Here is a 24,686-nt window from a genome sequence, read left to right on the forward strand (position 1 = left end):
ACCGCCGCTCCCGGTTTGCCGGTGGTGCTTCCTGTCCAACACCCGCTGCCACCCCGGATGATTCCCATTCGGCGGACGTTCACCCATGGTGATCGAAAAGTTACCCGCCGGACAGCACCCGGAGCAGGTCCTCCGCCGTGCGGCAGCGGTCCAGCAGCTCCTTGACGTGGTTGCGGGTGCCGCGCAGCGGCTCCAGCGTGGGCACCCGCTGCAACGAGTCCCGGCCCGGCAGGTCGAAGATCACCGAGTCCCAGGAGGCCGCCGCGACGTGCTCCGCGTACTGCTCCAGGCAGCGCCCGCGGAAGTACGCCCGGGTGTCCTCCGGCGGCTTGGAGACGGCCCGCTCGATCTCGTCCTCGGTCAGCAGCCGCTCGAACCGCCCTCGGGCCACCAGACGGTTGTAGAGGCCCTTCTCGGGGCGCACGTCGCTGTACTGGAGGTCGACCAGGTGCAGCCGCGGGTTCTCCCAGCCCAGGGCGTCCCGGCTGCGGTAGCCCTCCAGGATCTCCCGCTTGGCGACCCAGTCCAGCTGCCGGGACAGCGACATCGGGTCGCGCTCCAGCCGGCCCAGGACGTCCTCCCAGCGCGTCAGCACGTCCACGGTCTGCTCGTCCGCGTCGTTGCCGAAGCGGTCCTCGACGTACTTGCGGGCCAGCTCGAAGTACTCCAGCTGCAGCTGGACGGCGGTGAGCTTGCGCCCGTTGCGCAGGGTGACCAGCTGCTTGAGCGTCGGGTCGTGGGAGACCCGGTGGAGGGTGCGCACCGGCTGGTCGACGGCGAGGTCGGAGGCGATGAAGGCGTCCTCGATCATCGAGAGGACCAGCGCGGTGGTGCCCAGCTTGAGGTAGGTGGAGATCTCGGAGAGGTTGGCGTCCCCGATGATCACGTGCAGCCGGCGGTACTTCTCGGCGTCGGCGTGCGGCTCGTCCCTGGTGTTGATGATCGGGCGCTTGAGGGTGGTCTCCAGGCCCACCTCGACCTCGAAGTAGTCCGCCCGCTGGCTGATCTGGAAGCCGTGCGCCGAGCCGTCCTGGCCGATCCCGACCCGGCCGGCGCCGGTGACCACCTGGCGGGAGACGAAGAACGGGGTGAGGTGGCGGACGATGTCGGCGAACGGCGTCGCCCGCTTCATCAGGTAGTTCTCGTGGGTGCCGTAGGAGGCGCCCTTGTTGTCGGTGTTGTTCTTGTACAGGTGGATGTTCTGCCCGTTGGGCAGTTCCAGCGCGCGTTGTGCGGCGGCCGCCATGATCCGCTCGCCGGCCTTGTCCCAGAGCACCGCGTCGCGCGGGTTGGTGATCTCCGGCGAGCTGTACTCGGGGTGCGCGTGGTCCACGTAGAACCGGGCCCCGTTGGTGAGGATGACGTTGGCGAGGCCGATGTCCTCGTCGGTGAGCTGGCTGGCGTCCGCGACCTCGCGGGCCAGGTCGAACCCCCGTGCGTCGCGCAGCGGGTTCTCCTCCTCGAAGTCCCAGCGGGCCCGCCGTGCCCGGTGCATCGCCGCCGCGTACGCGTTGACGATCTGGGACGAGGTGAGCATGGCGTTGGCGTTGGGGTGCCCGGGCACGGAGATCCCGTACTCGGTCTCGATGCCCATCACGCGCCGTACGGTCATGCGGCCCTCCTTGCCCGGTGCGCCGCCCCCGGCGGGCGGAGCACGCTGACGTACCGCCGAACAACACCGACGCCGGGAATCTGCCCGCGGACGGTGGGTCGAGCCTAGGACCCGGCGCCGACCGGCGGGCCCGGAGACGCGCCGTCCGGCTGCGGGGCCGCGAGGCGCCACAGCCGGACGGTGTGCGTACAGCTCCGGGGACCGCTGCCGGCCCGGGTAACCGCGTGCTTACAGGTACTGCCCCGTGTTGGCGACAGTGTCGATGGAGCGGCCGGACTCGGCGCCCTGCTTGCCGGTGACCAGCGTGCGGATGAAGACGATCCGCTCGCCCTTCTTGCCGGAGATGCGGGCCCAGTCGTCCGGGTTGGTGGTGTTCGGGAGGTCCTCGTTCTCCTTGAACTCGTCCACGCAGGCGGCGAGCAGGTGGGAGACGCGCAGACCCCGCTGACCGTGGTCGAGGAAGTCCTTGATGGCCATCTTCTTCGCGCGGTCGACGATGTTCTGGATCATCGCGCCGGAGTTGAAGTCCTTGAAGTACAGGACCTCCTTGTCACCGTTGGCGTAGGTGACCTCCAGGAAGCGGTTCTCCTCCGTCTCGGAGTACATCCGCTCCACCACCGACTGGATCATCGCGGCGACGGTGGCCTCGACGGAGCTGTCGTGCTCCTTGAGGTCGTCCGGGTGGAACGGCAGCGAGTCCTTGAGGTACTTGGAGAAGATGTCCTTCGCGGCCTCGGCGTCCGGGCGCTCGATCTTGATCTTGACGTCCAGCCGGCCGGGCCGCAGGATCGCCGGGTCGATCATGTCCTCGCGGTTCGAGGCGCCGATGACGATGACGTTCTCCAGGCCCTCCACGCCGTCGATCTCGGCGAGCAGCTGCGGGACGATGGTGTTCTCCACGTCCGAGCTGACGCCCGAACCGCGGGTGCGGAACAGCGACTCCATCTCGTCGAAGAAGACGATGACGGGCGTGCCCTCACTCGCCTTCTCCCGGGCCCGCTGGAAGACCAGGCGGATCTGCCGCTCGGTCTCCCCCACGTACTTGTTGAGCAGTTCGGGGCCCTTGATGTTGAGGAAGTAGCTCTTCCCCTGGGGCCGGCCCGTCACCTCGGCGACCTTCTTGGCCAGCGAGTTGGCGACGGCCTTGGCGATCAGCGTCTTGCCGCAGCCGGGCGGGCCGTAGAGCAGCACGCCCTTGGGCGGGCGCAGCTCGTACTCCTTGAAGAGGTCGGCGTGCAGGTACGGCAGCTCGACCGCGTCGCGGATCAGCTCGATCTGGTTGCTCAGGCCGCCGATCTGGCGGTAGTCGATGTCCGGGACCTCCTCGAGGACCAGCTCCTCGACCTCGGACTTCGGCACCACCTCGAACACGTAGCCGGAGCGGGGCTCCAGCAACAGGGCGTCCCCGGCCCGGATCGTCAGCCCGCGCAGCGGCTCGGCGAGGCGGACCACCCGCTCCTCGTCGGTGTGCCCCAGGACCAGGGCACGTTCGCCGTCCTCCAGGAGCTCCTTGAGGGTGACGATCTCACCGATGTTCTCGAAGGCCATCGCGTCCACGATGTTGAGGGCCTCGTTGAGCATCACTTCCTGACCGCGCCGCACCTCGTCGAGGGCGACGTTGGGACTGACGTTCACGCGGAGCTTCCGCCCGCCGGTGAAGATGTCGGCGGTGCCGTCCTCGTTCGCGTCGAGGAAGGTGCCGAACCCCGCCGGGGGCTGTGCCAGCCGGTCCACTTCCTCCTTGAGGGCCACGATCTGGTCGCGGGCCTCGCGCAGGGTGGAGGCGAGCCGTTCGTTCTGGGCGGTCACGCCCGCCAGGTTGGTCTGGAGCTCGACGATCCGCTCTTCGAGGATCCTCGAATTGCGCGGCGAGTCGGCGAGCTTGCGGCGCAGCACGGCGATTTCCTGCTCAAGGTACGAGACCTGAGCGGCCTCGTCGGAACCACGAGCGGGCCTGCCGGTGCTGCGGTTGTAGTCGTCATCGTGGGCTGCCACGGTCCTCACCTCCTCCGGGGAGCTGGACGCTTCCAGACCCTACCTGGGACCAGGGGTCCGTAAACCCCTAGATCAAGAAAGATGGAACGGGCGTGTCCGATCTTCGCCCCAGCGTGCTTCCCCTCTGCTAAGGGGGATACCCACCGCGCACCACCCAAAGCGGGCCAGATGTATCGTCGAGCGAAGTGATATCCGATCGCGACCACAAGTCGAGGTCCGATCGTTGTACGAATGGCGGGATTGCTCCAGGAATAGGGGCGACCCGGGACAGAAACGGCAGGGGACCATGTCGGTGACCGAGCAGACGGCGGCAGCGGCCGAGGCGCTGGAGGTGTGGATCGACCAGGATCTGTGCACCGGCGACGGCATCTGTGCGCAGTACGCACCCGAGGTCTTCGAGCTCGACATCGACGGGCTGGCCTACGTGAAGGGGCCGGACGACGAGCTGCGCCAGCAGCCCGGGGAGACCGCCCCGGTGCCGCTGACGATCCTTCAGGACGTGGTGGACTCGGCGAAGGAGTGCCCCGGCGACTGCATCCACGTGCGCCGGGTCGCCGACCGGGTCGAGGTGTACGGGCCGGACGCGGAGTAGCCGGTCCGTCACACGGCGGAGACCGGGGCGGCGGTCTGGGAGCGTTCCCAGCCGCCGCCCTTCGGCGTCCAGGTGAGGTCGAGTGAGATGTCCGGCCGGAAGCGCGGCACGTCCTCACTGGAGTACCCCTGCCCGTGGCCGGTGACGGCGCCGTCCGAACGCACCGTGATCCGGCTCACGGTGAGGTTCTCGCGTTCGGCGAGCAGGGTGGCCGCCACCCGCGGGCGCCCGTCCGGGCCGAAGTCGAGCAGGAGGACGGCGTCCGGAGGGGTGCCGGTCTCGGTGGCGCAGTGCGCGGCGACCACCGTGGCGGGGCGCCCGTCGCCGAGCCGCGCGGACACGCTGAGCGCCGTCTTGACCGGGAACGGGCCGCAGTCCAGCGGGAGTTGGAGCTGCGCCGGGTCGGGGCCCGCGGACGCGGCGAGGGCCGTGGGCGCGGGGTGCGCGGAGACCGGGGTGCCGGTCGCCGGGGAGGCGGCCAGCGCGGCCCCCACCACCACGCCACAGCCGGCCAGGGCGACGGCCCAGTGCCAGGGGGTGGTCCGCGCGCGCCGGGGCCCGGTGCGGCCCCGCGGTGTCTGCTGTCCAGCCGTCGCCGTCGTCCCGACCGCGGTCTCCACCAGGCGTCCCCTCCAGGGCTCCGGCCACCAAAGCGTCAGCCAGCATCGTCCCACACGGTGATCGGCGGAACGCGAAAGGGGTGGTACGGGCTCCTCGCCCGTACCACCCCTCGTCCGTCGTCGGGCTCAGCCCAGGTCGGGCTGCTCCGTCTCCGTGCCGCGGGCGGCCTTGCGGGCGGCCGCGCGCTCCTGGAGGCTGGCCTCGGGCGACCCGCTGTCGTAGTCCTCGCCGTACGCGCCCTTGGCCGGGCGGCGGCGGCGCAGCGGCGGCTCGACGCCGTCCGCGAGGCGGCGGGCGGTGAGCAGGAAGCCGGTGTGGCCGATCATCCGGTGGTCCGGGCGGACCGCCAGGCCCTCCAGGTGCCAGGTGCGGACCATGGTCTCCCAGGCCTGCGGCTCGGTGAAGGTGCCGTGATCGCGCAGCGCCTCGACGGTCTTCGACATCTGCGTGGTGGTGGCCACGTAGCAGCAGATGAGGCCGCCGGGGACGAGCGCCTTGGAGGCGACGTCCAGGCACTCCCAGGGGGCCAGCATGTCGAGGATGACGCGGTCGACGTCGGTCTCGACCAGGTTGTCCTGGAGGTCGCCGACGGTGAGCTTCCACGCCGGGTGCGGACCGCCGAAGTAGCGCTCGACGTTCCCCTGCGCGATGTCGGCGAAGTCCTGCCGGCGTTCGTAGGAGGCCAGCATGCCCTGCTCGCCGACGGCACGCAGCAGGTACGTGCTCAGCGCGCCGGAGCCGACGCCGGCCTCGACGACGCGGGCGCCGGCGAAGATGTCGGCCATCGCCAGGATCTGCCCCGCGTCCTTGGGGTAGATCACGGCGGCGCCGCGAGGCATGGACAGGACGTAGTCGGGGAGCAGGGGGCGCAGCGCGAGGTACGGGACGTTCCCCGTCGTACGCACGACCGTGCCCTCGGGAGCGCCGATCAGCTCGTCATGCGGGAACGCACCCTTGTGGGTGTGGAACTGGTTCCCGGCCTGGAGCGTGAACGTGTAGTGGCGACCCTTGGGGTCGGTCAGCTGGACCTGGTCCCCGACCTGGAAGGGCCCGCGTCTGCGGGCGGCACCGGTCGGTTCGGACATGCGGACAATCCTAAGGGAAGCGGACCGGCTCCCGGGACGCGGGTGATCAACGACCGGCGATCGCGGCGGTCAGCCGCTGCTCGATGTCGCTGAGCGCGGCGACGCCGTACACCCGGCCGTCCGGCTCGACCACCAGGTACTCCCCCGCCGGGGTGGCCTGGACGGCCCGCAGCAGCGCCTCGCCGCCGAGGTCGGCGTCCAGCCGCATGCCGGGTTCGATGTCGCGGGCGAGCGGGCCGACGGCCACCCAGGGGCGCCGCTGCTCGGGCACCGCCCGCACGGCGGACTCGCGCACGATGGCGATCGGCTCGCCGCGGCCGTCCACCACGATCACCGCGCCGGACCGGGCCTCGTGGGCCCGGCGCAGCGCCTCGCCGAGCGGGGTGTCGGCGGTGACCTCGACGGCCCGCCGGGCCAGTTCGCGCAGCCGCAGCGCGGGCAGCGCCTCCTTGAGCCGGGCGTTGCGCAGGCTGCCGGTGGCGCCGTTCCAGATGATGGCGGCGAGCACGGCGGCCAGCACCGCGTCCACCAGGGTGTCGGTGGAGGTCTGCTCGACGCCGCGGGCGGCGCTCAGCAGCGGCAGGCCGATCAGCACGGCGACGGCCAGGCCGCGGCCGACCCAGGCCGCGGCCACCGTGCCGGTCATCGGCCTGCCGGTGATCGCCCAGACCACCGCGCGCAGCATCCGGCCGCCGTCCAGCGGCAGGCCGGGCAGCAGGTTGAAGGCCGCGACCACCAGGTTGGAGACCATCAGGCCGGTGAGCAGCACCCCGGGCACGGTGGACAGCTCCACCGCCCGCACCCCGAGGTAGAACAGGCCGCCGAGCGCCAGCGAGAGCAGCGGGCCGACGAAGGCCAGCCAGAACTCGCGCCAGGGGCTCTCCGCCTCGTTCTCGATCTCGGAGACCCCGCCGAAGAACTGGAGCTGGATCCGCCGCACCCCGAGCTCGTAGCGCAGCGCCACCAGGGTGTGGGCGAGTTCGTGCACCAGGACGGACGCGTAGAAGGCGACCGCGAAGAAGAAGGCGATCAGGTAGCGGCTGGCGCCGAGGTCGGGCAGCACCTCGCCCAGCTGGCCGCCGAACACCCAGGTGATCAGTGCGGCGATGAGGAACCAGGACGGCGTGACGTAGACGGGCACGCCGAAGGGCCGGCCCATCAGGAGGCCGCCGCCGCGCTCGGGCGGCGCCCCGGCCGGACGCCGGCCGCCGTCCTGCGGTGGCTGGTCGGAGGGCCGCTGCCCTCTGCTGTCGCTCACCGTGATCCCTTCGGTCGTCTCTCCCGCCGTGCCCCGGTGCGCCCACGCTACGTGATCGCGGCCCGGCGGCGCCGCGCGCCCCTCTTTCCGGCTTCATACCCACTCCGCCGCCGCTCTGGCAGCACCGTGGCAGCGGGATGGCAGCGAAGGGCAATAGGGTCGTAGCCATGCAGCACACCGACACCAGCAGTGCCGCCGGGCGCCCGGCGGCACCTCCGACCGGGCTCTCGCCCTCCCGCGCGGGGGACTTCCTCACCTGCCCCCTGCTGTACCGGCTGCGGGTGATCGACCGGCTGCCCGAGCCGCCGAGCCAGGCGGCGACCAGGGGCACGCTGGTGCACGCGGTGCTGGAGCGGCTGTTCGACAGCCCGGCGACCGAGCGGACGCCGGAGCGGGCCCTGGGCCTGCTGCGCCCGCAGTGGGAGCGGCTGCTGGGCGAGCGCCCGGAGCTGGGCTCGCTGTTCCCGGAGGACCCGGACGGCGCGGCGCTCACCCGGTGGCTGGCGGACGCCGAGAAGCTGGTCGGCCAGTGGTTCCGGCTGGAGGACCCGACCCGGCTGCACCCGGTGGAGCGGGAGCTCTACGTGGAGACGGCGCTGGAGTCGGGGCTGCTGCTGCGCGGCTACATCGACCGGGTGGACGTCGCCCCGACCGGCGAGGTCCGGCTGGTCGACTACAAGACCGGCCGGGCGCCCTCGCGCGACTTCGAGGGCAAGGCGATGTTCCAGATGAAGTTCTACGCCCTGGTGGTGTGGCGCTGGAAGGGCGTGATCCCCAAGCGCCTCCAGCTGGTCTACCTCGGCGGCGGCGGGGACGTGGTCTCCTACGACCCGGACCAGGCGGACCTGATCGCGGTGGAGCGCAAGCTCCAGGCGCTGTGGGAGCGGATCAGCCAAGCGGTGGCCACCGGGGACTTCCCGGCCACCCGAAACCGCCTCTGCGACTGGTGCGACCACCAGTCCAGCTGCCCGGAGTTCGGCGGCACCCCGCCGCCGTACCCGCTGCCGCTGAGCCGTACGTCGGATGAGAGCGATCCCACGGGGGATCCGATGAGCAAGGAGTCCTAGGTGACGATCCGAGTGCTGCTGGTCGACGACCAGCCACTGCTGCGCACCGGTTTCCGGATGATCCTGGAGGCCGAGTCCGACCTCGTGGTGGTCGGCGAGGCCGGCGACGGCCAGCAGGCGCTGGACCAGGTGCGGGCGCTGCAGCCCGACGTGGTGCTGATGGACATCCGGATGCCCAGGATGGACGGCGTCGAGGCGACCCGCCGGATCGCCGGCCCGGGGCGGGACGGCCCGGCCAAGGTGCTGGTGCTGACCACCTTCGACCTGGACGAGTACGTGGTGGAGGCGCTGCGCGCCGGCGCCAGCGGCTTCCTGCTGAAGGACGTCCCGGCCGAGGAGCTGGTGCAGGCGATCCGGGTGGTGGCGGACGGCGCGGCGATGCTGGCGCCGAGCATCACCCGCCGGCTGCTGGACATGTACGCCACCAAGCTGCCCTCGGGCGACGAGGCGCCGCCGCAGGCGCTGAGCGCGCTGACCGAGCGCGAGCTGGAGGTGCTGAAGCTGGTGGCGCGCGGGCTGTCGAACGCGGAGATCGCGGCCGAGCTGTTCGTCAGCGAGACCACCGTGAAGACCCACGTGGGCCATGTGCTGACCAAGCTCCAGCTGCGCGACCGGGTGCAGGCGGCGGTGTACGCCTACGAGAGCGGGCTGGTGCGCCCGGGCACCCTGTAGGGCCCGCGCCGGCGCGCGGAAACGTCACGGCGGCCCGTCCGCTCCCCCGTACGACGCGGGAGGAGCGGGCGGGCCGCCGTGACGCGGGCGCTACTTGTTGGTGCGGCTGATCTCCCAGAAGCGGAAGTAGCCGGTGGTGTCGACGGTGGACTCGACGCCGGTGACGTACGAGCGGGCCGCGTAGAAGGACTTGTTCTGGTACAGCGGGATCAGCGGCACGTTCTCGGCCTCGATCTGCTGGATCTGCGCGTAGGTGGCGGCCGCGGCGCTGCGGTCGGTCTGCTTGAGGCCGTCCGGCACCAGCCGGCCGCTGATCCGGGGGTCGTCCCAACCGTGGTGGTAGGCACCGCCGTTGACGAGCAGCGGGGCGAGGTAGTTGTCCGGGTCCGGGTAGTCGGCGAACCAGCCGATGATGTAGGCCTGGTACTTGCCCTCGTTCCAGCCCTTGCGGTACGAGTCCCAGTCGGACTCCTGGGCGAGCGTCACCTGGAACACGCCGCCGTTCTCCAGCTGCTTCTTCAGCGTCTCGGCCTCGTTGCTGCCGGCCCGCGAACGGGACCAGGTGAGGGTGAACTTGACCGGTGTCTGGATCTTGGCGTCGGAGAGGATCTTCTTCGCCTTGTTCACGTCCTGGTCGCCGTAGCGGTCGAAGAAGGCCGTGGTGTGGCCGGGCAGGCCGGCCGGGACCATCGAGTAGAGCGCCTGGACGGTGCGGGCGAAGACGTCGCGGGCCAGGGCCTTGCGGTCCATCATCTGGGCCACGGCCTGGCGGACGGCGACGTTGCTCATCAGCGGGTCCTTGGTGTTGAGGACCAGCGAACGGGTGTCGTTGCTGTCGCCCTCGGTCACCTGGAGGTCGCTCTTGCCGCCCTGCTGGTCGGAGCGGACCTGGGCGGCGGTGTTCGGCTCCAGGCTGTTGTCGGTGAGGTCGACCTCGCTCTTGTCCAGCGCGGCCTTCAGGTCCTCGGCCTTGTCGAAGTACCGCACCGTGAACTTGTTGTTCCGCAGCTTGGCCTCGCCGCCGTACTTGTCGTTCGGCGCCAGGACGACCTTGCCCAGCTGCTTGCCGCCGTTGAACTGCTCCAGCGTGTCGAAGCGGTACGGGCCGGAGCCGATCAGCTTGTCGTTCGGGAGGATCTTGTCGGCGGGGTAGTACGAGTGGTCCACGATGGCGCCGACCGGGCTCGCCAGCTTGGCCGGCAGGGTGGCGTCGGGCGTGGAGAGGTGGAAGAGCACCTCGTTGTCGCCCTTGGCCTCGACCGACTTGATCGAGTCCAGCAGTTCGGCCGGGCCGGTGGGGTCGTTGATCTTCTTGGTGCGTTCGATCGAGAAGACCACGTCCTGGGCCGTCAGCGGGTGCCCGTTGGAGAACTTCAGACCCGGCTTCAGGGTGCAGTGGTACTCGGTGGCCTCACCGTTGGTGAACTCACAGGACTGCGCGGCGTCCGGGGACGGCGCGCTGGCGGCGGCCTGGAAGGTGAGCAGCGACTGGAAGGTGTTGCGCAGCAGCATCCAGGAGCCGGCGTCGTAGGCGGCGGCGGGATCCAGGACACCGGTCAGCTGACTGGTGCCCATGGTGATCGACTTGCCGCCGTCCCCCTTGACCACGTCGGTCATGGATCCGCAACCGGCCACCGACACGGTGACCAGGCCGGCGCAACCGAGTACTGCCAGGCGTTCAACTGAAGTCTTCACGAGGCGCGTCCTTCTGGGTGGCACGAACTGGAGTAGCGTGCCACATCGAACACGTACGACCGGTACTCGTTCAGGTGACGTTTGGGACACGGTGGTTCAGGGCATCACGGGGCACCCGACGAGTTGTCAGCCATTGCCCGTTTTCTCCCCCGGAGACCCCCTCCGGGGGGCCTGACGGGCCACCTACCGGCGAGTAGGCCAGGGTCGCAGTGAGATGACAATCACACTCGCGAAACGACCAGGGAGCGCAACAGGTCGAGGTCGACCCGTTCCAGCGAGGGCAGCACCAGCCGCCCCGGAGCCGGCTCGACCGGCGCCACCGAGGGCACCGCGATCACCGGGCAGCCGGCCGCCTCGCCCGCCCGCACCCCGGTCGGGGTGTCCTCGATCACCACGCAGCGGGACGGCTCCGCACCCAGCCGGCGGGCCGCCTCCAGGTACGGGTCCGGGAACGGCTTGGTGCGCGGCACCTCGTCCCCGCCGATCGTGAAGGCGAAGTGGTGGGCGCCCAGCGAGCGCAGCACGATGTCGATCACGTGCCGGTGCGAGGCGGACACCAGGGCGGCCGGGACGCCGTGCGCGGCAAGGGTGTTGAGCAGCCGCTCGGCGCCCGGCATCAGCGGCACGCCGCCGGCCAGCAGGTCGACGAAGCGCTGGTTGACCAGCACCCCGAGGTCGGCCGGCGCGATGTCCACCCCGGTGCGGGCGACCAGGTAGTCCATCACCCTGGTCATCGGACCGCCGACCACATGGGTCCGGTCCGCCTCGTCCAGCTCGTGGCCCAGCTCGGCGAAGAGCGAGACCTCGGCCTGCCACCAGAAGTCCTCGGTGTCCACCAGCGTCCCGTCCATGTCCAACAGCACCGCCTGGAGCCCGCGGCCGTCCTCGTGGTCGAGGACGCGCGTGGCGGTGGGGCTGGTCGTCATGGCGGGGGTCCCTCCGGCAGGCCCGGGACGTGCCCGGGGAAGGCGCGGGCCGGCCCGCTGGTGAGCGGACCGGCCCGTTCAGGATCATCAAGGATACGCCCGCTTCGTCCGGAAGGAGCGAACGCTGCGCGAACCCCGGATTACCGGGCGTTGAAGTACTTCGCCTCCGGGTGGTGGATCACGATCGCGTCGGTGGACTGCTCCGGGTGGAGCTGGAACTCCTCGGAGAGCACCACGCCGATCCGCTCCGGCTTCAGCAGCTCGGCGATCTTGGCCCGGTCCTCCAGCTCGGGGCAGGCCCCGTAGCCGAGCGAGAAGCGGGCGCCGCGGTACTTGAGGGCGAACATGTCCTTCACGTCCTGCGGGTCCTCGCCGGAGAAGCCCAGCTCGTAGCGGACCCGCGCGTGCCAGAACTCGGCCAGCGCCTCGGCCAGCTGCACCGACAGGCCGTGCAGCTCCAGGTAGTCGCGGTACGAGTTGCCGGCGAACAGCTCGTTGGCCGCCTCCGAGATCCGGTTGCCCATGGTGACCACCTGGAGGCCCACGACGTCCCGCACCCCTGCCTCCTCCGGGCGGAAGAAGTCGGCCAGGCAGAGCCGGCGCCCGCGCCGCTGGCGCGGGAAGGTGAAGCGGGTGCGCTCGGTGCCGTCCTCGTGGAAGACGATCAGGTCGTCGCCCTTGGAGTTGGCCGGGTAGTAGCCGTAGACCACGGCGGCCTCCAGCCAGCCCTCGGTCTGCAGGCGGTCGAGCCAGGCCCGCAGCCGCGGCCGGCCCTCGGTCTCCACCAGCTCCTCGTACGAGGGGCCGTCACCGGAGCGGGCGGCCTTCAGGCCCCACTGCCCCTTGAACAGCGCGTCCTCGTCCAGCCAGGAGGCGTAGTCCGCGAACGGGATGCCCTTGACGATCCGGTCGCCCCAGAACGGCGGGGTCGGCACGGCGTTGTCGACGGCGACGTCGGAGCGGATCTGGCCGAGGTTGACCTCGGGCTCCGGCTCCTCCACCTCGACCCGGGCGTGCCGGCGCTGCTTCAGCTCCGGCAGCGTCGCGCCGGGCACGCCGCGCTTGACCGCGACCAGCGCGTCCATCAGCCGCAGGCCCTCGAAGGCGTCCCGGGCGTAGCGGACCTCGCCCTCGTAGATCTCGTGCAGGTCCTGCTCGACGTACGCCCGGGTGAGCGCGGCGCCGCCGAGGATCACCGGGAAGGACGCGGCCAGCTTGCGCTGGTTCAGCTCCTCCAGGTTCTCCTTCATGATCACGGTGGACTTCACCAGCAGCCCGGACATCCCGATCACGTCCGCGTTGTGCTCCTGCGCGGCGTCCAGGATCGCCGAGACCGGCTGCTTGATGCCCAGGTTGACGACGTTGTAGCCGTTGTTGGACAGGATGATGTCGACCAGGTTCTTGCCGATGTCGTGGACGTCGCCCTTGACGGTGGCCAGCACGATGGTGCCCTTGCCCTCGTTGTCGGACTTCTCCATGTGCGGCTCCAGGTGGGCCACCGCGGTCTTCATCACCTCGGCGGACTGGAGCACGAACGGCAGCTGCATCTGGCCGGAGCCGAACAGCTCGCCGACCACCTTCATGCCGGCCAGCAGGGTCTCGTTGATAATCTCCAGCGCCGGGCGGACGGTCAGCGCCTCGTCCAGGTCGGCCTCCAGGCCGCCCCGCTCGCCGTCGATGATCCGGCGCTGCAGCCGCTCCTCCAGCGGGAGCGCCGCCAGCTCCTCGGCCTTGGAGGCCTTGACCGAGGCCGAGGAGACGCCCTCGAACAGCTCCAGCAGGCGCTGCAGCGGGTCGTAGCCGTCCCGGCGGCGGTCGTAGACCAGGTCGAGGGCGGCCTCGCGCTGGTCCTCGGGGATGCGGGAGATCGGCAGGATCTTGGAGGCGTGCACGATCGCCGAATCCAGGCCGGCCTCCACGCACTCGTGCAGGAAGACGGAGTTGAGCACCACCCGGGCGGCCGGGTTGAGGCCGAAGGAGATGTTGGACAGGCCCAGGGTGGTCTGCACCGCGGGGCGGCGGCGCTTGAGCTCGCGGATCGCCTCGATGGTCTCGATGCCGTCCCGGCGGGACTCCTCCTGGCCGGTGGCCAGGGTGAAGGTGAGGCAGTCGACCAGGATCGAGCCCTCGTCGATGCCGTAGTCGGTGGTGAGCTCGTCGATCAGCCGCTCGGCGATCTCGACCTTCTTCCCGGCGGTGCGGGCCTGGCCCTCCTCGTCGATGGTCAGCGCGATCAGGCCGGCGCCGTGCTCCCGGGCCAGCGAGGCGATCCTGCCGAAGCGCGAGTCCGGGGCGTTGCCGTCCTCGTAGTTCACCGAGTTGAGCACCGCGCGGCCGCCGAGCGCCTCCAGGCCGGCCCGCAGCACGGGCGGCTCGGTGGAGTCCAGCACGATCGGCAGGGTGGAGGCGGTGGCCAGCCGGCCGGCGATCTCCTTCATGTCCGCGACGCCGTCGCGGCCGACGTAGTCCACGCAGAGGTCCAGCAGGTGGGAGCCGTCGCGGATCTGGTCGCGGGCGATCTCCACGCAGGCCTGCCAGTCGCCGGCCAGCATCGACTCGCGGAACTTCTTCGAGCCGTTGGCGTTGGTGCGCTCGCCGATCGCCAGGTACGAGGTGTCCTGACGGAACGGCACCGCCTGGTACAGCGAGGCCGCCGAGGGCTCGGGCCGCGGGTCGCGGGCGGCGATCGGGCGGCCCTGGACCCGCTCGACCACCTGGCGCAGGTGCTCGGGCGTGGTGCCGCAGCAGCCGCCGACCAGCGAGAGCCCGTACTCCCGGGTGAACACGTCGTGGGCGTCGGCCAGTTCGGCCGGGGAGAGCGGGTAGTGGGCGCCGTCCTTGCCGAGCACCGGCAGGCCCGCGTTCGGCATGCAGGACAGGCCGATCCTCGCGTTCTTGGCCAGGTAGCGCAGGTGCTCGCTCATCTCGGCCGGGCCGGTCGCGCAGTTGAGGCCGATGTAGTCGACGCCGAGCGGCTCCAGCGCGGTGAGCGCGGCGCCGATCTCGGAGCCGAGCAGCATGGTGCCGGTGGTCTCCACCGTCACCTGCACCAGCACCGGCAGGTCCAGCCCGGCCTCGGCCAGGGCCCGCTTGGAGCCCAGGATGGCGGCCTTGGTCTGGAGCAGGTCCTGGCTGGTCTCGACCAGCAGCGCGTCGGCGCCGCCGGCGATCAGGCCGGCCGCGTTCTGCCGGAAGCCGTCGCGCAGCACCTCGTACGGGGCGTGGCCGAGGGTCGGCAGCTTGGTGCCGGGGCCGATCGAGCCGAGCACCCAGCGGGTGCGGCCGTCGGCGGCGTGGGCGTCCGCCACCTCGCGGGCGATCCGGGCGCCGGCCTCGGAGAGCTCGAAGATCCGCTCGGCGATCTCGTACTCGCCGAGCGCGCTGAAGTTCGCGCCGAAGGTGTTGGTCTCCACGCAGTCCACGCCGACGCCGAAGTAGGCCTCGTGGACGGACCGGACGATGTCCGGGCGGGTGATGTTGAGGACCTCGTTGCAGCCTTCGAGGTTCTGGAAGTCCTCCAGCGTCGGATCCTGCGCCTGGAGCATGGTGCCCATGGCACCGTCGGCGACCACCACCCGGGTGGCGAGCGCTTCGCGCAGCGCGTTCGCGCGGCTCTGCTGAGTGACGGACGGGTTGGCTGCGATGGCCATGGGGCGTCTCCCTGGTGCGACGGCTGTCGGCTTTGCGAACCCGCTTGCTCGGGTACGCACCTGGCCAGGGTATCCGGCCCGCGGGTGGGCTCGCCGTTCCATTCCGTATCCTGAGCGCTCGACCGCAAGGGGGGAGCAAGCGCGTGGCCGGATTCCGGGTCTTCGCGCGGCGTGCCGGTCGGGCCCTGACGGCCCCGGCCAGAGCGCTGCGCACCCGCTGGCGGGCATGGTCGTGGTGGCGCCGGGCCCTGCTGGCCCTTGCCCTCGCGGTGGCCGTTCCGGCCACCGCACTGGGCTCCGTCTTCGTCATGTTCCGCCTGGACTACACGGGCGCTCCCGGCGCCGAGGCCCGCACCCGGGGCCGGGACGCGCTCTGGCTCGGCCACGCCTGGGTGGACGGCCGCAGGACCGAGGCCGACGTGGCCGCGCTCGCGCGGCAGCTGGCCGGCACCGGCATCCGGGACCTCTACGTGCACACCGGCCCGCTGGAGCACGACGGCTCGCTGCCGCCCGCCGCCCACCCCCGGGCCCGGTGGTTCACCGACACCGTGCACCGGGAGCTGCCGGGCGTGCGCCTCCAGGCCTGGCTGGGTGACGAGGTCAAGCCGGAGAAGGACGCCCTGGACCTGGAGGACGGCCCCACCCGGGACCGGGTCACCGCCTCGGCCGGCCAGGTGCTGGACCTCGGCTTCGACGGCGTGCACTTCGACATGGAGCCGATCCGCCCCGGCTCGGCGGGCTGGCTGGCGCTGCTCGACCAGGTCCGCCCGGTCACCGCGGCGCGCGGCGCCCAGCTGTCGGTGGCGGTCCCGCAGATCGACCCGGTCCCGGGCCTGCACACGGCCGGCATCCTGCTCACCGACCACGGCAAGTGGTGGGACCGGGCGTACTTCACCGAGACCGCCCGGCGGGTCGACCAGATCGCGGTGATGAGCTACGACACGTCGATGCCCACCGAGCCGCTGTACGGCGGCTACGTCGCCCGGCAGACCGAACTCGCGCTGCGGTCCACCCCGGCCGGCGTGGACCTGCTGATGGGCCTCCCCTTCTTCTGGGACGACAAGTGGGGCCACTGGGGCGACGCCGAGACCGTCCGCGCCGCCGTGCGGGGCGTCCGGCTGGGCCTCGGCCGGGAGGACCGGCGGCGGGAGAACTTCGGCGTCGCGCTGTACGTGGACTTCGCCGCGCGGCCCGAGCACTGGGCGGCGTACCGCGACGGCTGGGTGGACGCCGGATAGCGGCCCGCGCCGTCACGCCGCGTCCCCGGCCGCTCACCCTTCGCCGCCGCCCGTGACCTGACGGTTCGTCAGTCGAGGGCACCGCGATATCCGCTGGATCGCGGCGCCCCGCTCCCCCAGACTGTCCCGGTGCCCGGCCGCCGTGCGCATCAAAGCCCGTAGGCTGGGCAGGTAGGGACCATGGAGCGAGGCGTTCCATGGGAGACGAGAGGTTCGACAGTCGGCAGCCGGCCGGTCGGCGCCCGGGCAGGCCGGCCCGGGCGGCGCGGGTCCGACCGCCGACCGGAGGGAGACGCTGGGTGATCGAGTTGGAAGATGTTCCCGAGTTGATCGACCCGGTGATGGTCTGCGCCTTCGAGGGCTGGAACGACGCGGGCGACGCCGCCTCCGCGGCTCTGGCACATCTGGACGAGACCTGGGGCGGCAAGGTGTTCGCCGCCCTGGACGCGGAGGACTACTACGACTTCCAGGTCAACCGGCCCACGGTCTGGCTGGACGGCGGCATCCGCCGGATCACCTGGCCGACCACCCGGCTCTCGGTGATCCGCGTCACGGAACCGACCACCAGGGACGTCGTGCTGGTCCGCGGCATCGAGCCGAGCATGCGCTGGCGCTCGTTCTGCAACGAGCTGCTGGGCTTCGCCCACGAGCTGGGCGTCGAGCTGGTGGTGATCCTGGGCGCCCTGCTCGGGGACACCCCGCACAGCCGCCCGGTGCCGGTCAGCGGCGTCACCTCCGACCCCGAGCTGGCCCGCCGGCTGGACCTGGAGGAGAGCCGCTACGAGGGCCCCACCGGCATCGTCGGGGTGCTCCAGGAGGCCTGCACCCACGCCGGGGTCCCGGCCGTGACGCTCTGGGCGGCGGTGCCGCACTACGTCTCGCAGCCGCCGAACCCCAAGGCCACGCTGGCCCTGGTCAACAAGCTGGAGGACCTGCTCGACCTGCGCATCCCGCCGGGCGAGCTGGCCGAGGACGCCCGGGCCTGGCAGCTCGGGGTGGACCAGCTGGCCGCGGAGGACAGCGAGGTGGCCGAGTACGTCCAGCAGCTGGAGGAGGCGCAGGACACCGCGGAGCTGCCGGAGGCCTCCGGGGACGCCATCGCCCGCGAGTTCGAGCGCTACCTGCGCCGCCGGGAGAACGTCGGGCCGACCGGCGAGAAGCCGGTGTCCGGGCACGCGACGGCGGAGCGGCCGGCCGATCCGGAGGCACCGGGCGGCACCCGGGAGAGCCAGGACGGCGCCGAGGAAGAGTGAGGCGGTACGCGGGAAGGGGCGGCCGGGACATCAGGTCCCGACCGCCCCTTCCCGCGTACCAGGGCACTACGGCCGCGCTAGGGCACTACAGCGCGACGCCGAGCAGGGCGTCCACGGTGCGGGTCACCAGGCCGGGCGCGCCGGTGTCGGTGCCGCCCTCGGACTCCTGCCGGGCCGCCCAGCGGTCGACCGCGGCCAGCGCGGCGGGCGCGTCCAGGTCGTTCGCGAGGGCCGCGCGCACCTCGGTGAGCAGTTCCTCCGCCGCCGGGCCGTCCGGGCGGGAGACCGCGGCACGCCAGCGGGCGAGGCGCTCGACGGCCTCGTCCAGGGTGCCCTTGGTCCACTCCCAGTCGGCCCGGTAGTGGTGCGAGAGCAGCGCCAGGCGGATCGCCGCCGGGTCGACGCCGTCGCGGCGCAGCGCCGAGACGAAGACCAGGTTGCCGCGGGACTTGGACATCTTGTGGCCGTCCAGGCCGACCATCCCGGCGTGCACGTACGCCCTGGCGTACGGGTGGGCGCCGGTGGCGGCCTGGGCGTGCGCGGCGCCCATCTCGTGGTGCGGGAAGGAGAGGTCGCTGCCGCCGCCCTGGATGTCGAAGGACATGCCCAGGTACTGGAGCGCGATGGCGACGCACTCGATGTGCCAGCCGGGGCGGCCGTGGCCGAGCTCGGTCTCCCAGGCGGGCTCGCCCGGGCGGGCGGCCAGCCAGAGCAGGGCGTCCAGCGGGTTGCGCTTGCCGGGGCGGTCCGGGTCGCCGCCGCGCTCGGCGAAGACCGGGCGCATGGCCTCGCGGGTGAGGCCGGAGACCTCGCCGAAGCGCGGGTCGGCGTCGACCGAGAAGTAGATGTCGCCGTCCACCTCGTAGGCGGCGCCGGAGGCCAGCAGCTTCTGGACGATCGGGACGATCCACGGGATCGACTCGACGGCGCCGATGTAGTGGGCCGGGGGGAGCATGCGCAGCGCGGTCATGTCCTCGCGGAACAGGGCCGTCTCGCGCTCGGCCAGGGCGGTCCAGTCCTGCCCGGTCTCGATCGCGCGGGCGAGCAGCGGGTCGTCGACATCGGTGACGTTCTGGATGTACAGGACGTCGTGGCCGGCGTCCTTCCAGACGCGCTGCACCAGGTCGAACGCGTTGTAGGTGGCGGCGTGGCCCATGTGGGTCGCGTCGTAGGGGGTGATGCCGCAAACGTAGATCCGGGCGGTGCCGTCCAACGGCACGACCTCGCGGACCGTGCCCGCTGCGGTGTCGTGAATGTGGAGGGGGAGCCCCTGACCAGGCAGGGCGGGAACCTCGGAGGCGGGCCAGGCATGCATGGAAACAACTTTAACCGTGCGAACATTTGAAAGCCCAACCAGTGTGAAAGATCGACTGGATTCGCTTCTGGCCATTGCCTGGCCGTTTCACGACTGGTAGTGAGCGGTTTTCGCCCCGGCTGCGCCCCCTGCCGAGGGTACGGGTGAGCGCCCGGTCGGCCCTGCCACCGACCGGGCGCCCGGCTCCCCCGGGGGAGCGGTCGGAGCCGCTACGACCGCTGCCAGAGGGCCGGCACGTTCGGCGGCTCCCAGCCGACCATGGCGGTGTGCGCCTGGAGGCAGGTGTAGGAGACGCCGTTGTAGGTCACGCGGTCGCCCGCGGTGTACGAGGTGCCCGCGGCCCAGGTGCCGCTCGGCGGCGGGCTGCTGGGGCCGCCGGTCGGGGTGGCCGTCGGGCTGGCCGTCGGGCTGGGCGTGCCGGGGGTCTGCGCGACGTTCAGCACGAAGTCGAAGCTGGCCTCGCGGGTGTTGCCGTTCTGCCGGACGTTCATCAGCAGCCGGGCGTCGTAGATGCTGTCCGTGCTGTTGCGCGGCTCGTTCGGGAAGTACAGCTGGGTGGTGACGATCTGGCGGCCCGGGGCCTGCAGCTTGACGTGCAGGTGCCGGGTACGGCCCGGGTAGAGACCGGGGACGATGGTGTCCAGCTTGTACGCGCCGTTGGCGTCGGTGAACTGGTGGCCGCGGAAGGTGTAGGTGACGTTGTCGTAGTTGCCGCCGTTGTCGGCCTGCCAGAAGTCCAGCAGCACGCCGGAGATGGGCTGGCAGGCACGGCCGAAGACGTAGCCGCTGACCACCAGGTGGGTGCCGGGGCCGTCGTTGACCATCGAGCTGCGCAGCGGGGAGTTGGGCTTGAAGTACGGGCCCTCGATCTGCTCGACGGTGGGGGCGTCGCCGTCGTGGCACTCGGGGGTGAGGCCGAGCGGCTGTCCGCTGTCGATCTGGTCCCGGGCGAGTGCGACTCCGCCGCCGACCAGCAGCGGGGCGGCGCCTAGTGCGGCGGCAGCCTTCAGGACGGTCTTTCGGCTGATCATGCCGTCGGACGTGGACATGCGCCGTCTCCTTTTCGTGAGGCGGAGGGGTGGGGGCGGCCCTTGCCATGGTGGGGGCATGACAAGGGCCGGACCGGCCGCCCGTCAGCGCGCGCCGGACCGGCCACCGGTGGCCAGCAGCAAAGTTACGGCCCGTCCGGCGCGACCGCGATGGACATGATCCGGGGATCGTGGTGATTTCCGTCGACCCGCGCCCGGAACTCCCCCGGAGTCATCCCGGTCTCCCGGCGGAAGAACCGGCAGAAGTAGGCCGGGTCGACGAATCCCGCCTCCTTGGACACTTGACGGATCGTCAGATCGGTGCAGGCCAGGAGCCGTTTGGCTTCCAGGGTCTGCTGGCGGCGGATCAGCCCGCCCGGGGTACGGCCGGTGGCCTGCTTCACCAGGGTCTGCAAGTGCCCCGGGGAGACGCCGAGTTCCTGCGCGGTGGAGGCCACCGAGTGCCGCACCCCGCCCGGCCGGGCGATCAACCGGGTGAAGGCGGCGGCCACTTCGGCCGGCCGGCTGGGCACCGCCGGGCGGTCCGCCGGCGTACACGCCCGCAGCGCCCGGACGATCAGGATGTGCAGGCTGGCCCGCAGCACACCCTGGTAGCCGGGCGCCCTGGTCCGGTACTCGTACTCCATGTCGGCGAGCAGTCCGGCGATCGCGTCGGCCTGGTCGCCGAGCGCGATGGCGGGCCGGGTGGCCAGGGCCCGCAGGGCGGCGAGGTCCTGGGGATGGCCGAGCAGGAAGTCCTCGTTGAACAGGACGACCCGGCCGGTCAGTTCCTCGGCGTCCGCCCAGTAGTGCACCTGGCCCGGCGTGATCACGCACAACTGCGGTGGCGCCAACGGCCGGTGGACGAGGTCCAGGACGTGGGCGCCGTGGCCGCCGGTGACGTGCACGATCTCGTAGAACGAGTGCCGGTGGGGGAAGCCGGCCCGGGAGAGCGGGCCGATCGCGTCGAAGCTTCCGACGGCGAAGGGCAGCAGGTGGGGCAGCGGGACCTGTAACCGGTGCAACGGCAGGTCCGGCGTGGTTCGGGGGGTGGGGGTGGTCGGTCGCACATCCATCGGAGCAGTGTGCGACCTGTTCCGGGGACAGGTCCAGACCATCTGCCGCCGATTTCGAGTACCGGTCCAGACCACCGGCACGACGGGCCCTACACGGGCGGCCAGGGGATCGCGGGCCAGTCGGCGGGCGGCAGCGGGTGCCGTCCGGAGCCGCGCAGCTCGGCCACCCGGGCCCGGGTGGCGTCCAGTTCGGCCGCCGTCAGGTGCGGAGCGAGGCGCTCGGCGAGTTCGCCGTCCAACTGCTCGGCCAGCCGGGCCAGCACCTCCAGCGCCTCGGCGGTGAGCCGGTCCCCGGCCCAGCCCCAGAGCAGGGTCCGCAGCTTGTCCTCGGTGTTGAAGGTGACCCCGTGGTCGATGCCGTACACCCGGCCGTCGGCGGCCGGGATCAGGTGGCCGCCCTTGCGGTCGGCGTTGTTGAGCACCGCGTCCAGCACCGCGAGCCGGCGCAGCCGCCGGTCGTCGTGGTGCACCAGCAGGGCCGTCCGCCCGCCCTCCACCTCGGCCCGGACGATCGGCAGCCAGCCCGCCTCCGGGCCGTGCGGGTCCTGGAGGGCCAGCAGCGGCTCGGCATCCGGATCCGGCTCGACCCACAGCTGCACCATGCCGGGCCCGTGCGGGCCCTCGCGCAGCACGGTCGGCGGCACCAGCGCCCAGCCGGTCGCGGCGGACACCTCGTACGCGGCGACCTCGCGGCCGGCCAGCGTCCCGTCCGGGAAGTCCCACAGCGGGCGCTCGCCGGCCACCGGCTTGTAGACGGCCTGCGCGCTCAGCGAACCGTGCGCCACCGTGCAGTACAGCGCGGCGTTGGAGGCTTCGGTGAGCCGCCCGTGCACGGTCAGCTCGCCCTGGCGCAGCAGCGCGAGGGCGGTCGGCACGTCGGCGGCCAGCGCGGCGGCGGCGGCCGGGTCGGCCTGCGGCGGGGTGTCGGTGTTCAGCGCCGGTAGCCGTTCGCGCGCGGGCACAGGTGCCCCTCCGGGTCGAGCGGCAGGTTGCAGAACGGGCAGGGCTTGCGGCCGGCCGCGACCAGGTCCAGCGCGCGCTTGGCGAAGACCCGGGCCATCGCACCGGTCAGCCGCACCCGCAGCATGTCCGGGCCGGTGTCGTCGTCGGTGAAGACCGCCTCCTCGGCGCCCTCCTCCTCGTCATCGACCAGTGCCTGGGCCTCGACCACCAGGCAGCCGTCCACGCTGTCCCAGGCCAGCGCCATGGTGCCGACCCGGAACTCCTGCTCCAGCGGGAGGTCCAGCGGAGCGGTGTCGAGCAGGTCCTTCGGGGCGGCGGCCGGGATCGCGGCATCGCCGCCGCTGCGCCGCAGCGCCTCGTCCAGGACCTCCTCGATGCGCTCGGCGAGCGCCGCGACCTGCGTCTTCTCCAGCAGCACGCTGGTGATCCGGCCCCGGGCGCTGGCCTGCAGGTAGAACGCCCGGGCGCCGGGCTGGCCGACGGTGCCGGCCACGAACCGTTCGGGCTGGTCGTAGAAGTAGACCTGACGGGGCACGCTCTCGCTCCGGATCGTGTCGGTCGGCGCGGTTCCGCCGGGGGCGGGCCGCGGCCGGATGGACTCATCAGTCACCCTACGACCTCCGGGCTCCGGCCGGGGAGCCGAGCCGACGGCCGCGGGCGGGGTGGCACCCGGGGAACCGGCCGGTGCCGCACGGACGGTGCCTCCCCGGACGGCCCGTCGGCGGGGAGTGTCAGGCGGTGCCGCCGACCACCGCGTCGCCGGCCGGGGCCGCCGGGGCCGGACCGGGCCGGGGGGCGAGCGAGGTGAGGTCGCCGGTGTCGCCCATCCTCAGCACGAAGGGCCGCTGCGGGGTGTAGCGGATCACGGTGACCGAGCAGGGCTCGACGCTGATCCGCTGGAAGTGGTCCAGGTGCAGCCCGAGCGCGTCGGCCACCACGGCCTTGATCACGTCCCCGTGCGAGCAGGCGATCCAGACCGCGTCCTCGCCGTGCTCGGCGGCGATCTTCCGGTTCCACTCGCGCACCGCGTCCACCGTGCGGTGGCTCAGCGCGCGCAGCGACTCCCCGCCGGGGAAGGCGGCCGCGGCGGCGTGGTCCTGCACGGTGCGCCAGAGCGGCTCCTTGGCCAGCTCGGCCAGCGGCCGGCCGGTCCACTCGCCGTAGTGGCACTCCCCCAGCCGCTCGTCCTCGGCCGGCGCACCCAGCTCGGGCCGGACCGCCAGCAGCGGCTCCAGGGTCTGGCGGCAGCGCTCCAACGGGCTGCTGACCGCCTGCACCAGCGGGATGCCGGCCAGTCGGCCGGCCAGCGCGGCGGCCTGGCCGCGGCCGGTGTCGTCGAGATCCACGCCGGGGGTCCAACCGGCCAGGATTCCTGCGGTGTTCGCGGTGGAGCGGCCGTGACGGACGAGCAGCAGGGTGGGCATGGGGTCAGCCTACGGCCTCGGGGCCCGGCCGCGGGCCCGGTTCCGCCCGCCCCCGGTCCCGGCCTCACCCACCCCCGGCCTCGACCCCGTCGTCCCGTCCGCCGGGCCCGGGTTGGCCCGGCTTGACCCGGGTCCGTGCCCGGCGGCCCCGCCCGGGTGACAATGGCCCGCATGATCGTCCACTGCGCCGCCTACCACGAAGGCCGCCGGATCGAGGCCCCCGAGGACCTGGCCGGCGCGCTCGCCGCCGCCCGCGCGGCCGGTCCGGACGGCTTCGTCTGGATAGGCCTCTTCGAGCCCACCGCCGAGGAACTCGGCCGCGTCGGCAAGGAGTTCGCGCTGCACCCGCTGGCCGTCGAGGACGCCGTCAGCGCCCACCAGCGCCCCAAGGTCGAGGCCTACCAGGGCTCGCTGTTCGTCGCCCTGAAGACCGTCGGCTACCACCCCGGCGCCCACGTCGTCACCGTCGGCGAGGTGATGGTCTTCCTCGGCCCGGACTTCGTGATGACCGTCCGGCACGGCGAGGACAGCCCGCTCAGCGGGCTGCGGGCCACCCTGGAACGGGACCCGGAACTGCTGCGCTACGGCCCCAGTTCGGTGCTGCACTCGGTGTGCGACATCGTCGTGGACGGCTACGTCGAGGTGGCCACCGCCCTCCAGACCGACCTGGACGAGCTGGAGGCCGACATCTTCTCCCCCGGCCGGGTCGGCACCGACACCGCCGGACGGATCTACGGCTACAAGCGCCAGGTGATGTCCGTGCGCCGGGCCACCGGCCCGCTGCTGGAGCCGATGCTCGCCCTGGAACGCGGCGCCCGCTTCGTCCGCCCCGAGGCCGCGCCCTACCTGCGCGACGTCGCCGACCACGTCGCCCGGGTGAACGACCAGGTGGACGGCATGGACCGGCTGCTGTCCGACATCCTCAGCGCCAACCTGGCGCAGGTCAGCGTGCAGCAGAACAACGACATGCGGAAGATCTCGGCCTGGGCGGCACTGGCCGCCGTGCCGACGATGATCGCGGGCATCTACGGGATGAACTTCGAGGACATGCCCGAGCTGCGCCAGCCCTGGGGGTACCCGGCGGTGCTGGCGCTGATGGCGGTGGTCTGCGTGGTGCTGCACCGGGTGTTCAAGCGGCACGACTGGCTGTAGTGCCGCTCACCGGACCCGCCGTCCGGCCGCGCGGGTCCGGTTCACGCGGGTCCGGTCACGTCAC

20 protein-coding genes are annotated in these 24,686 nt (G+C 72.1%); 6 read left to right on the plus strand and 14 right to left on the minus strand.

Annotated features, from left to right (window positions below):
• Window positions 1-100 precede the first annotated feature (100 nt).
• Window positions 101-1,612 carry a depupylase/deamidase Dop gene (dop, locus tag ACFRAR_RS18065; protein WP_380699055.1) on the minus strand — a complete coding sequence of 504 codons (1,512 nt, stop codon included), beginning with the start codon at window positions 1,610-1,612 and terminating at the stop codon, window positions 101-103.
• Between the two features lie 228 nt (window positions 1,613-1,840).
• A complete protein-coding gene (arc, locus tag ACFRAR_RS18070) occupies window positions 1,841-3,607 on the minus strand; it encodes a proteasome ATPase (RefSeq protein WP_380699056.1) in 1,767 nt (588 codons plus the stop codon).
• Between the two features lie 286 nt (window positions 3,608-3,893).
• Between arc and ACFRAR_RS18075 the strand changes: the two genes are divergently transcribed.
• On the plus strand, window positions 3,894-4,199 hold the full coding sequence (locus tag ACFRAR_RS18075) for a ferredoxin (RefSeq protein WP_316520352.1): 306 nt from the start codon (window positions 3,894-3,896) through the stop codon (window positions 4,197-4,199).
• A gap of 8 nt (window positions 4,200-4,207) precedes the next feature.
• On the opposite strand, the gene ACFRAR_RS18080 is transcribed toward ACFRAR_RS18075, so the two are convergent.
• From ACFRAR_RS18080 to ACFRAR_RS18090, 3 genes are all read right to left on the minus strand, one after another.
• Window positions 4,208-4,819 carry a hypothetical protein gene (locus tag ACFRAR_RS18080; protein WP_380699057.1) on the minus strand — a complete coding sequence of 204 codons (612 nt, stop codon included), beginning with the start codon at window positions 4,817-4,819 and terminating at the stop codon, window positions 4,208-4,210.
• Between the two features lie 126 nt (window positions 4,820-4,945).
• The gene (locus ACFRAR_RS18085) at window positions 4,946-5,905 is read right to left on the minus strand and encodes a tRNA (adenine-N1)-methyltransferase (protein WP_380699058.1); all 960 of its coding nucleotides are present in this window, start codon (window positions 5,903-5,905) and stop codon (window positions 4,946-4,948) included.
• Window positions 5,906-5,951: 46 nt separating this feature from the next.
• Window positions 5,952-7,169, minus strand: coding sequence for a site-2 protease family protein (locus ACFRAR_RS18090; RefSeq protein ID WP_380699082.1), 1,218 nt, complete (start codon window positions 7,167-7,169; stop codon window positions 5,952-5,954).
• Between the two features lie 161 nt (window positions 7,170-7,330).
• On the opposite strand from ACFRAR_RS18090, the gene ACFRAR_RS18095 reads away from it, so the two are divergent.
• Together ACFRAR_RS18095 and ACFRAR_RS18100 are read left to right on the plus strand one after the other, a co-directional pair.
• A complete protein-coding gene (locus tag ACFRAR_RS18095; RefSeq protein WP_380699059.1) occupies window positions 7,331-8,230 on the plus strand; it encodes a RecB family exonuclease in 900 nt (299 codons plus the stop codon).
• Window positions 8,231-8,902: a response regulator transcription factor gene (locus tag ACFRAR_RS18100; protein WP_350523854.1), complete on the plus strand. Its 672-nt coding sequence runs from the start codon at window positions 8,231-8,233 to the stop codon at window positions 8,900-8,902.
• Window positions 8,903-8,992: 90 nt separating this feature from the next.
• Here ACFRAR_RS18100 and ACFRAR_RS18105 read toward each other — a convergent pair whose 3' ends face one another.
• The 3 genes from ACFRAR_RS18105 to metH form a co-directional block, all read right to left on the minus strand.
• The gene (locus ACFRAR_RS18105; RefSeq protein ID WP_380699060.1) at window positions 8,993-10,597 is read right to left on the minus strand and encodes an ABC transporter substrate-binding protein; all 1,605 of its coding nucleotides are present in this window, start codon (window positions 10,595-10,597) and stop codon (window positions 8,993-8,995) included.
• A 221-nt stretch (window positions 10,598-10,818) separates the two neighbouring features.
• Window positions 10,819-11,523: an HAD family hydrolase gene (locus ACFRAR_RS18110; protein ID WP_380699062.1), complete on the minus strand. Its 705-nt coding sequence runs from the start codon at window positions 11,521-11,523 to the stop codon at window positions 10,819-10,821.
• Window positions 11,524-11,663: 140 nt separating this feature from the next.
• Window positions 11,664-15,173, minus strand: a complete 3,510-nt coding sequence (gene metH, locus ACFRAR_RS18115) for a methionine synthase (protein ID WP_380699063.1) — start codon at window positions 15,171-15,173, stop codon at window positions 11,664-11,666.
• A gap of 143 nt (window positions 15,174-15,316) precedes the next feature.
• On the opposite strand from metH, the gene ACFRAR_RS18120 reads away from it, so the two are divergent.
• Together ACFRAR_RS18120 and ACFRAR_RS18125 are read left to right on the plus strand one after the other, a co-directional pair.
• Complete coding sequence (locus ACFRAR_RS18120; protein WP_380699064.1) at window positions 15,317-16,411, plus strand: hypothetical protein; 1,095 nt, start codon at window positions 15,317-15,319, stop codon at window positions 16,409-16,411.
• 299 nt (window positions 16,412-16,710) lie between these two features.
• Window positions 16,711-17,664 (plus strand): PAC2 family protein, encoded by a 954-nt coding sequence (locus tag ACFRAR_RS18125; RefSeq protein ID WP_380699065.1) that lies wholly within the window; start codon window positions 16,711-16,713, stop codon window positions 17,662-17,664.
• An 85-nt stretch (window positions 17,665-17,749) separates the two neighbouring features.
• On the opposite strand, the gene mshC is transcribed toward ACFRAR_RS18125, so the two are convergent.
• The 6 genes from mshC to ACFRAR_RS18155 all read right to left on the minus strand — a co-directional run bounded on the left by mshC (window position 17,750) and on the right by ACFRAR_RS18155 (window position 23,470).
• Window positions 17,750-18,979: a cysteine--1-D-myo-inosityl 2-amino-2-deoxy-alpha-D-glucopyranoside ligase gene (gene mshC / locus ACFRAR_RS18130; protein WP_380699066.1), complete on the minus strand. Its 1,230-nt coding sequence runs from the start codon at window positions 18,977-18,979 to the stop codon at window positions 17,750-17,752.
• Between the two features lie 209 nt (window positions 18,980-19,188).
• Window positions 19,189-20,028 carry a carbohydrate-binding protein gene (locus ACFRAR_RS18135; protein WP_380699067.1) on the minus strand — a complete coding sequence of 280 codons (840 nt, stop codon included), beginning with the start codon at window positions 20,026-20,028 and terminating at the stop codon, window positions 19,189-19,191.
• A gap of 125 nt (window positions 20,029-20,153) precedes the next feature.
• Entirely contained in the window at window positions 20,154-21,083 is a 930-nt protein-coding gene (locus ACFRAR_RS18140; RefSeq protein ID WP_380699068.1) for an AraC family transcriptional regulator, read from the minus strand.
• Between the two features lie 89 nt (window positions 21,084-21,172).
• Entirely contained in the window at window positions 21,173-22,045 is an 873-nt protein-coding gene (locus ACFRAR_RS18145; RefSeq protein ID WP_380699069.1) for an SCO1664 family protein, read from the minus strand.
• Window positions 22,015-22,581, minus strand: coding sequence for a DUF3090 domain-containing protein (locus ACFRAR_RS18150; protein ID WP_380699083.1), 567 nt, complete (start codon window positions 22,579-22,581; stop codon window positions 22,015-22,017). Before ACFRAR_RS18150 ends, ACFRAR_RS18145 begins: the two co-directional genes overlap by 31 nt.
• 196 nt (window positions 22,582-22,777) lie before the next feature.
• Entirely contained in the window at window positions 22,778-23,470 is a 693-nt protein-coding gene (locus ACFRAR_RS18155) for a histidine phosphatase family protein (protein ID WP_380699070.1), read from the minus strand.
• A gap of 171 nt (window positions 23,471-23,641) precedes the next feature.
• On the opposite strand from ACFRAR_RS18155, the gene ACFRAR_RS18160 reads away from it, so the two are divergent.
• Entirely contained in the window at window positions 23,642-24,622 is a 981-nt protein-coding gene (locus tag ACFRAR_RS18160; RefSeq protein ID WP_380699072.1) for a magnesium and cobalt transport protein CorA, read from the plus strand.
• The last annotated feature ends 64 nt before the right edge of the window (window positions 24,623-24,686 follow it).

The sequence above is a fragment of the Kitasatospora sp. NPDC056651 genome (assembly GCF_042792155.1).
Classification (GTDB): domain Bacteria; phylum Actinomycetota; class Actinomycetes; order Streptomycetales; family Streptomycetaceae; genus Kitasatospora.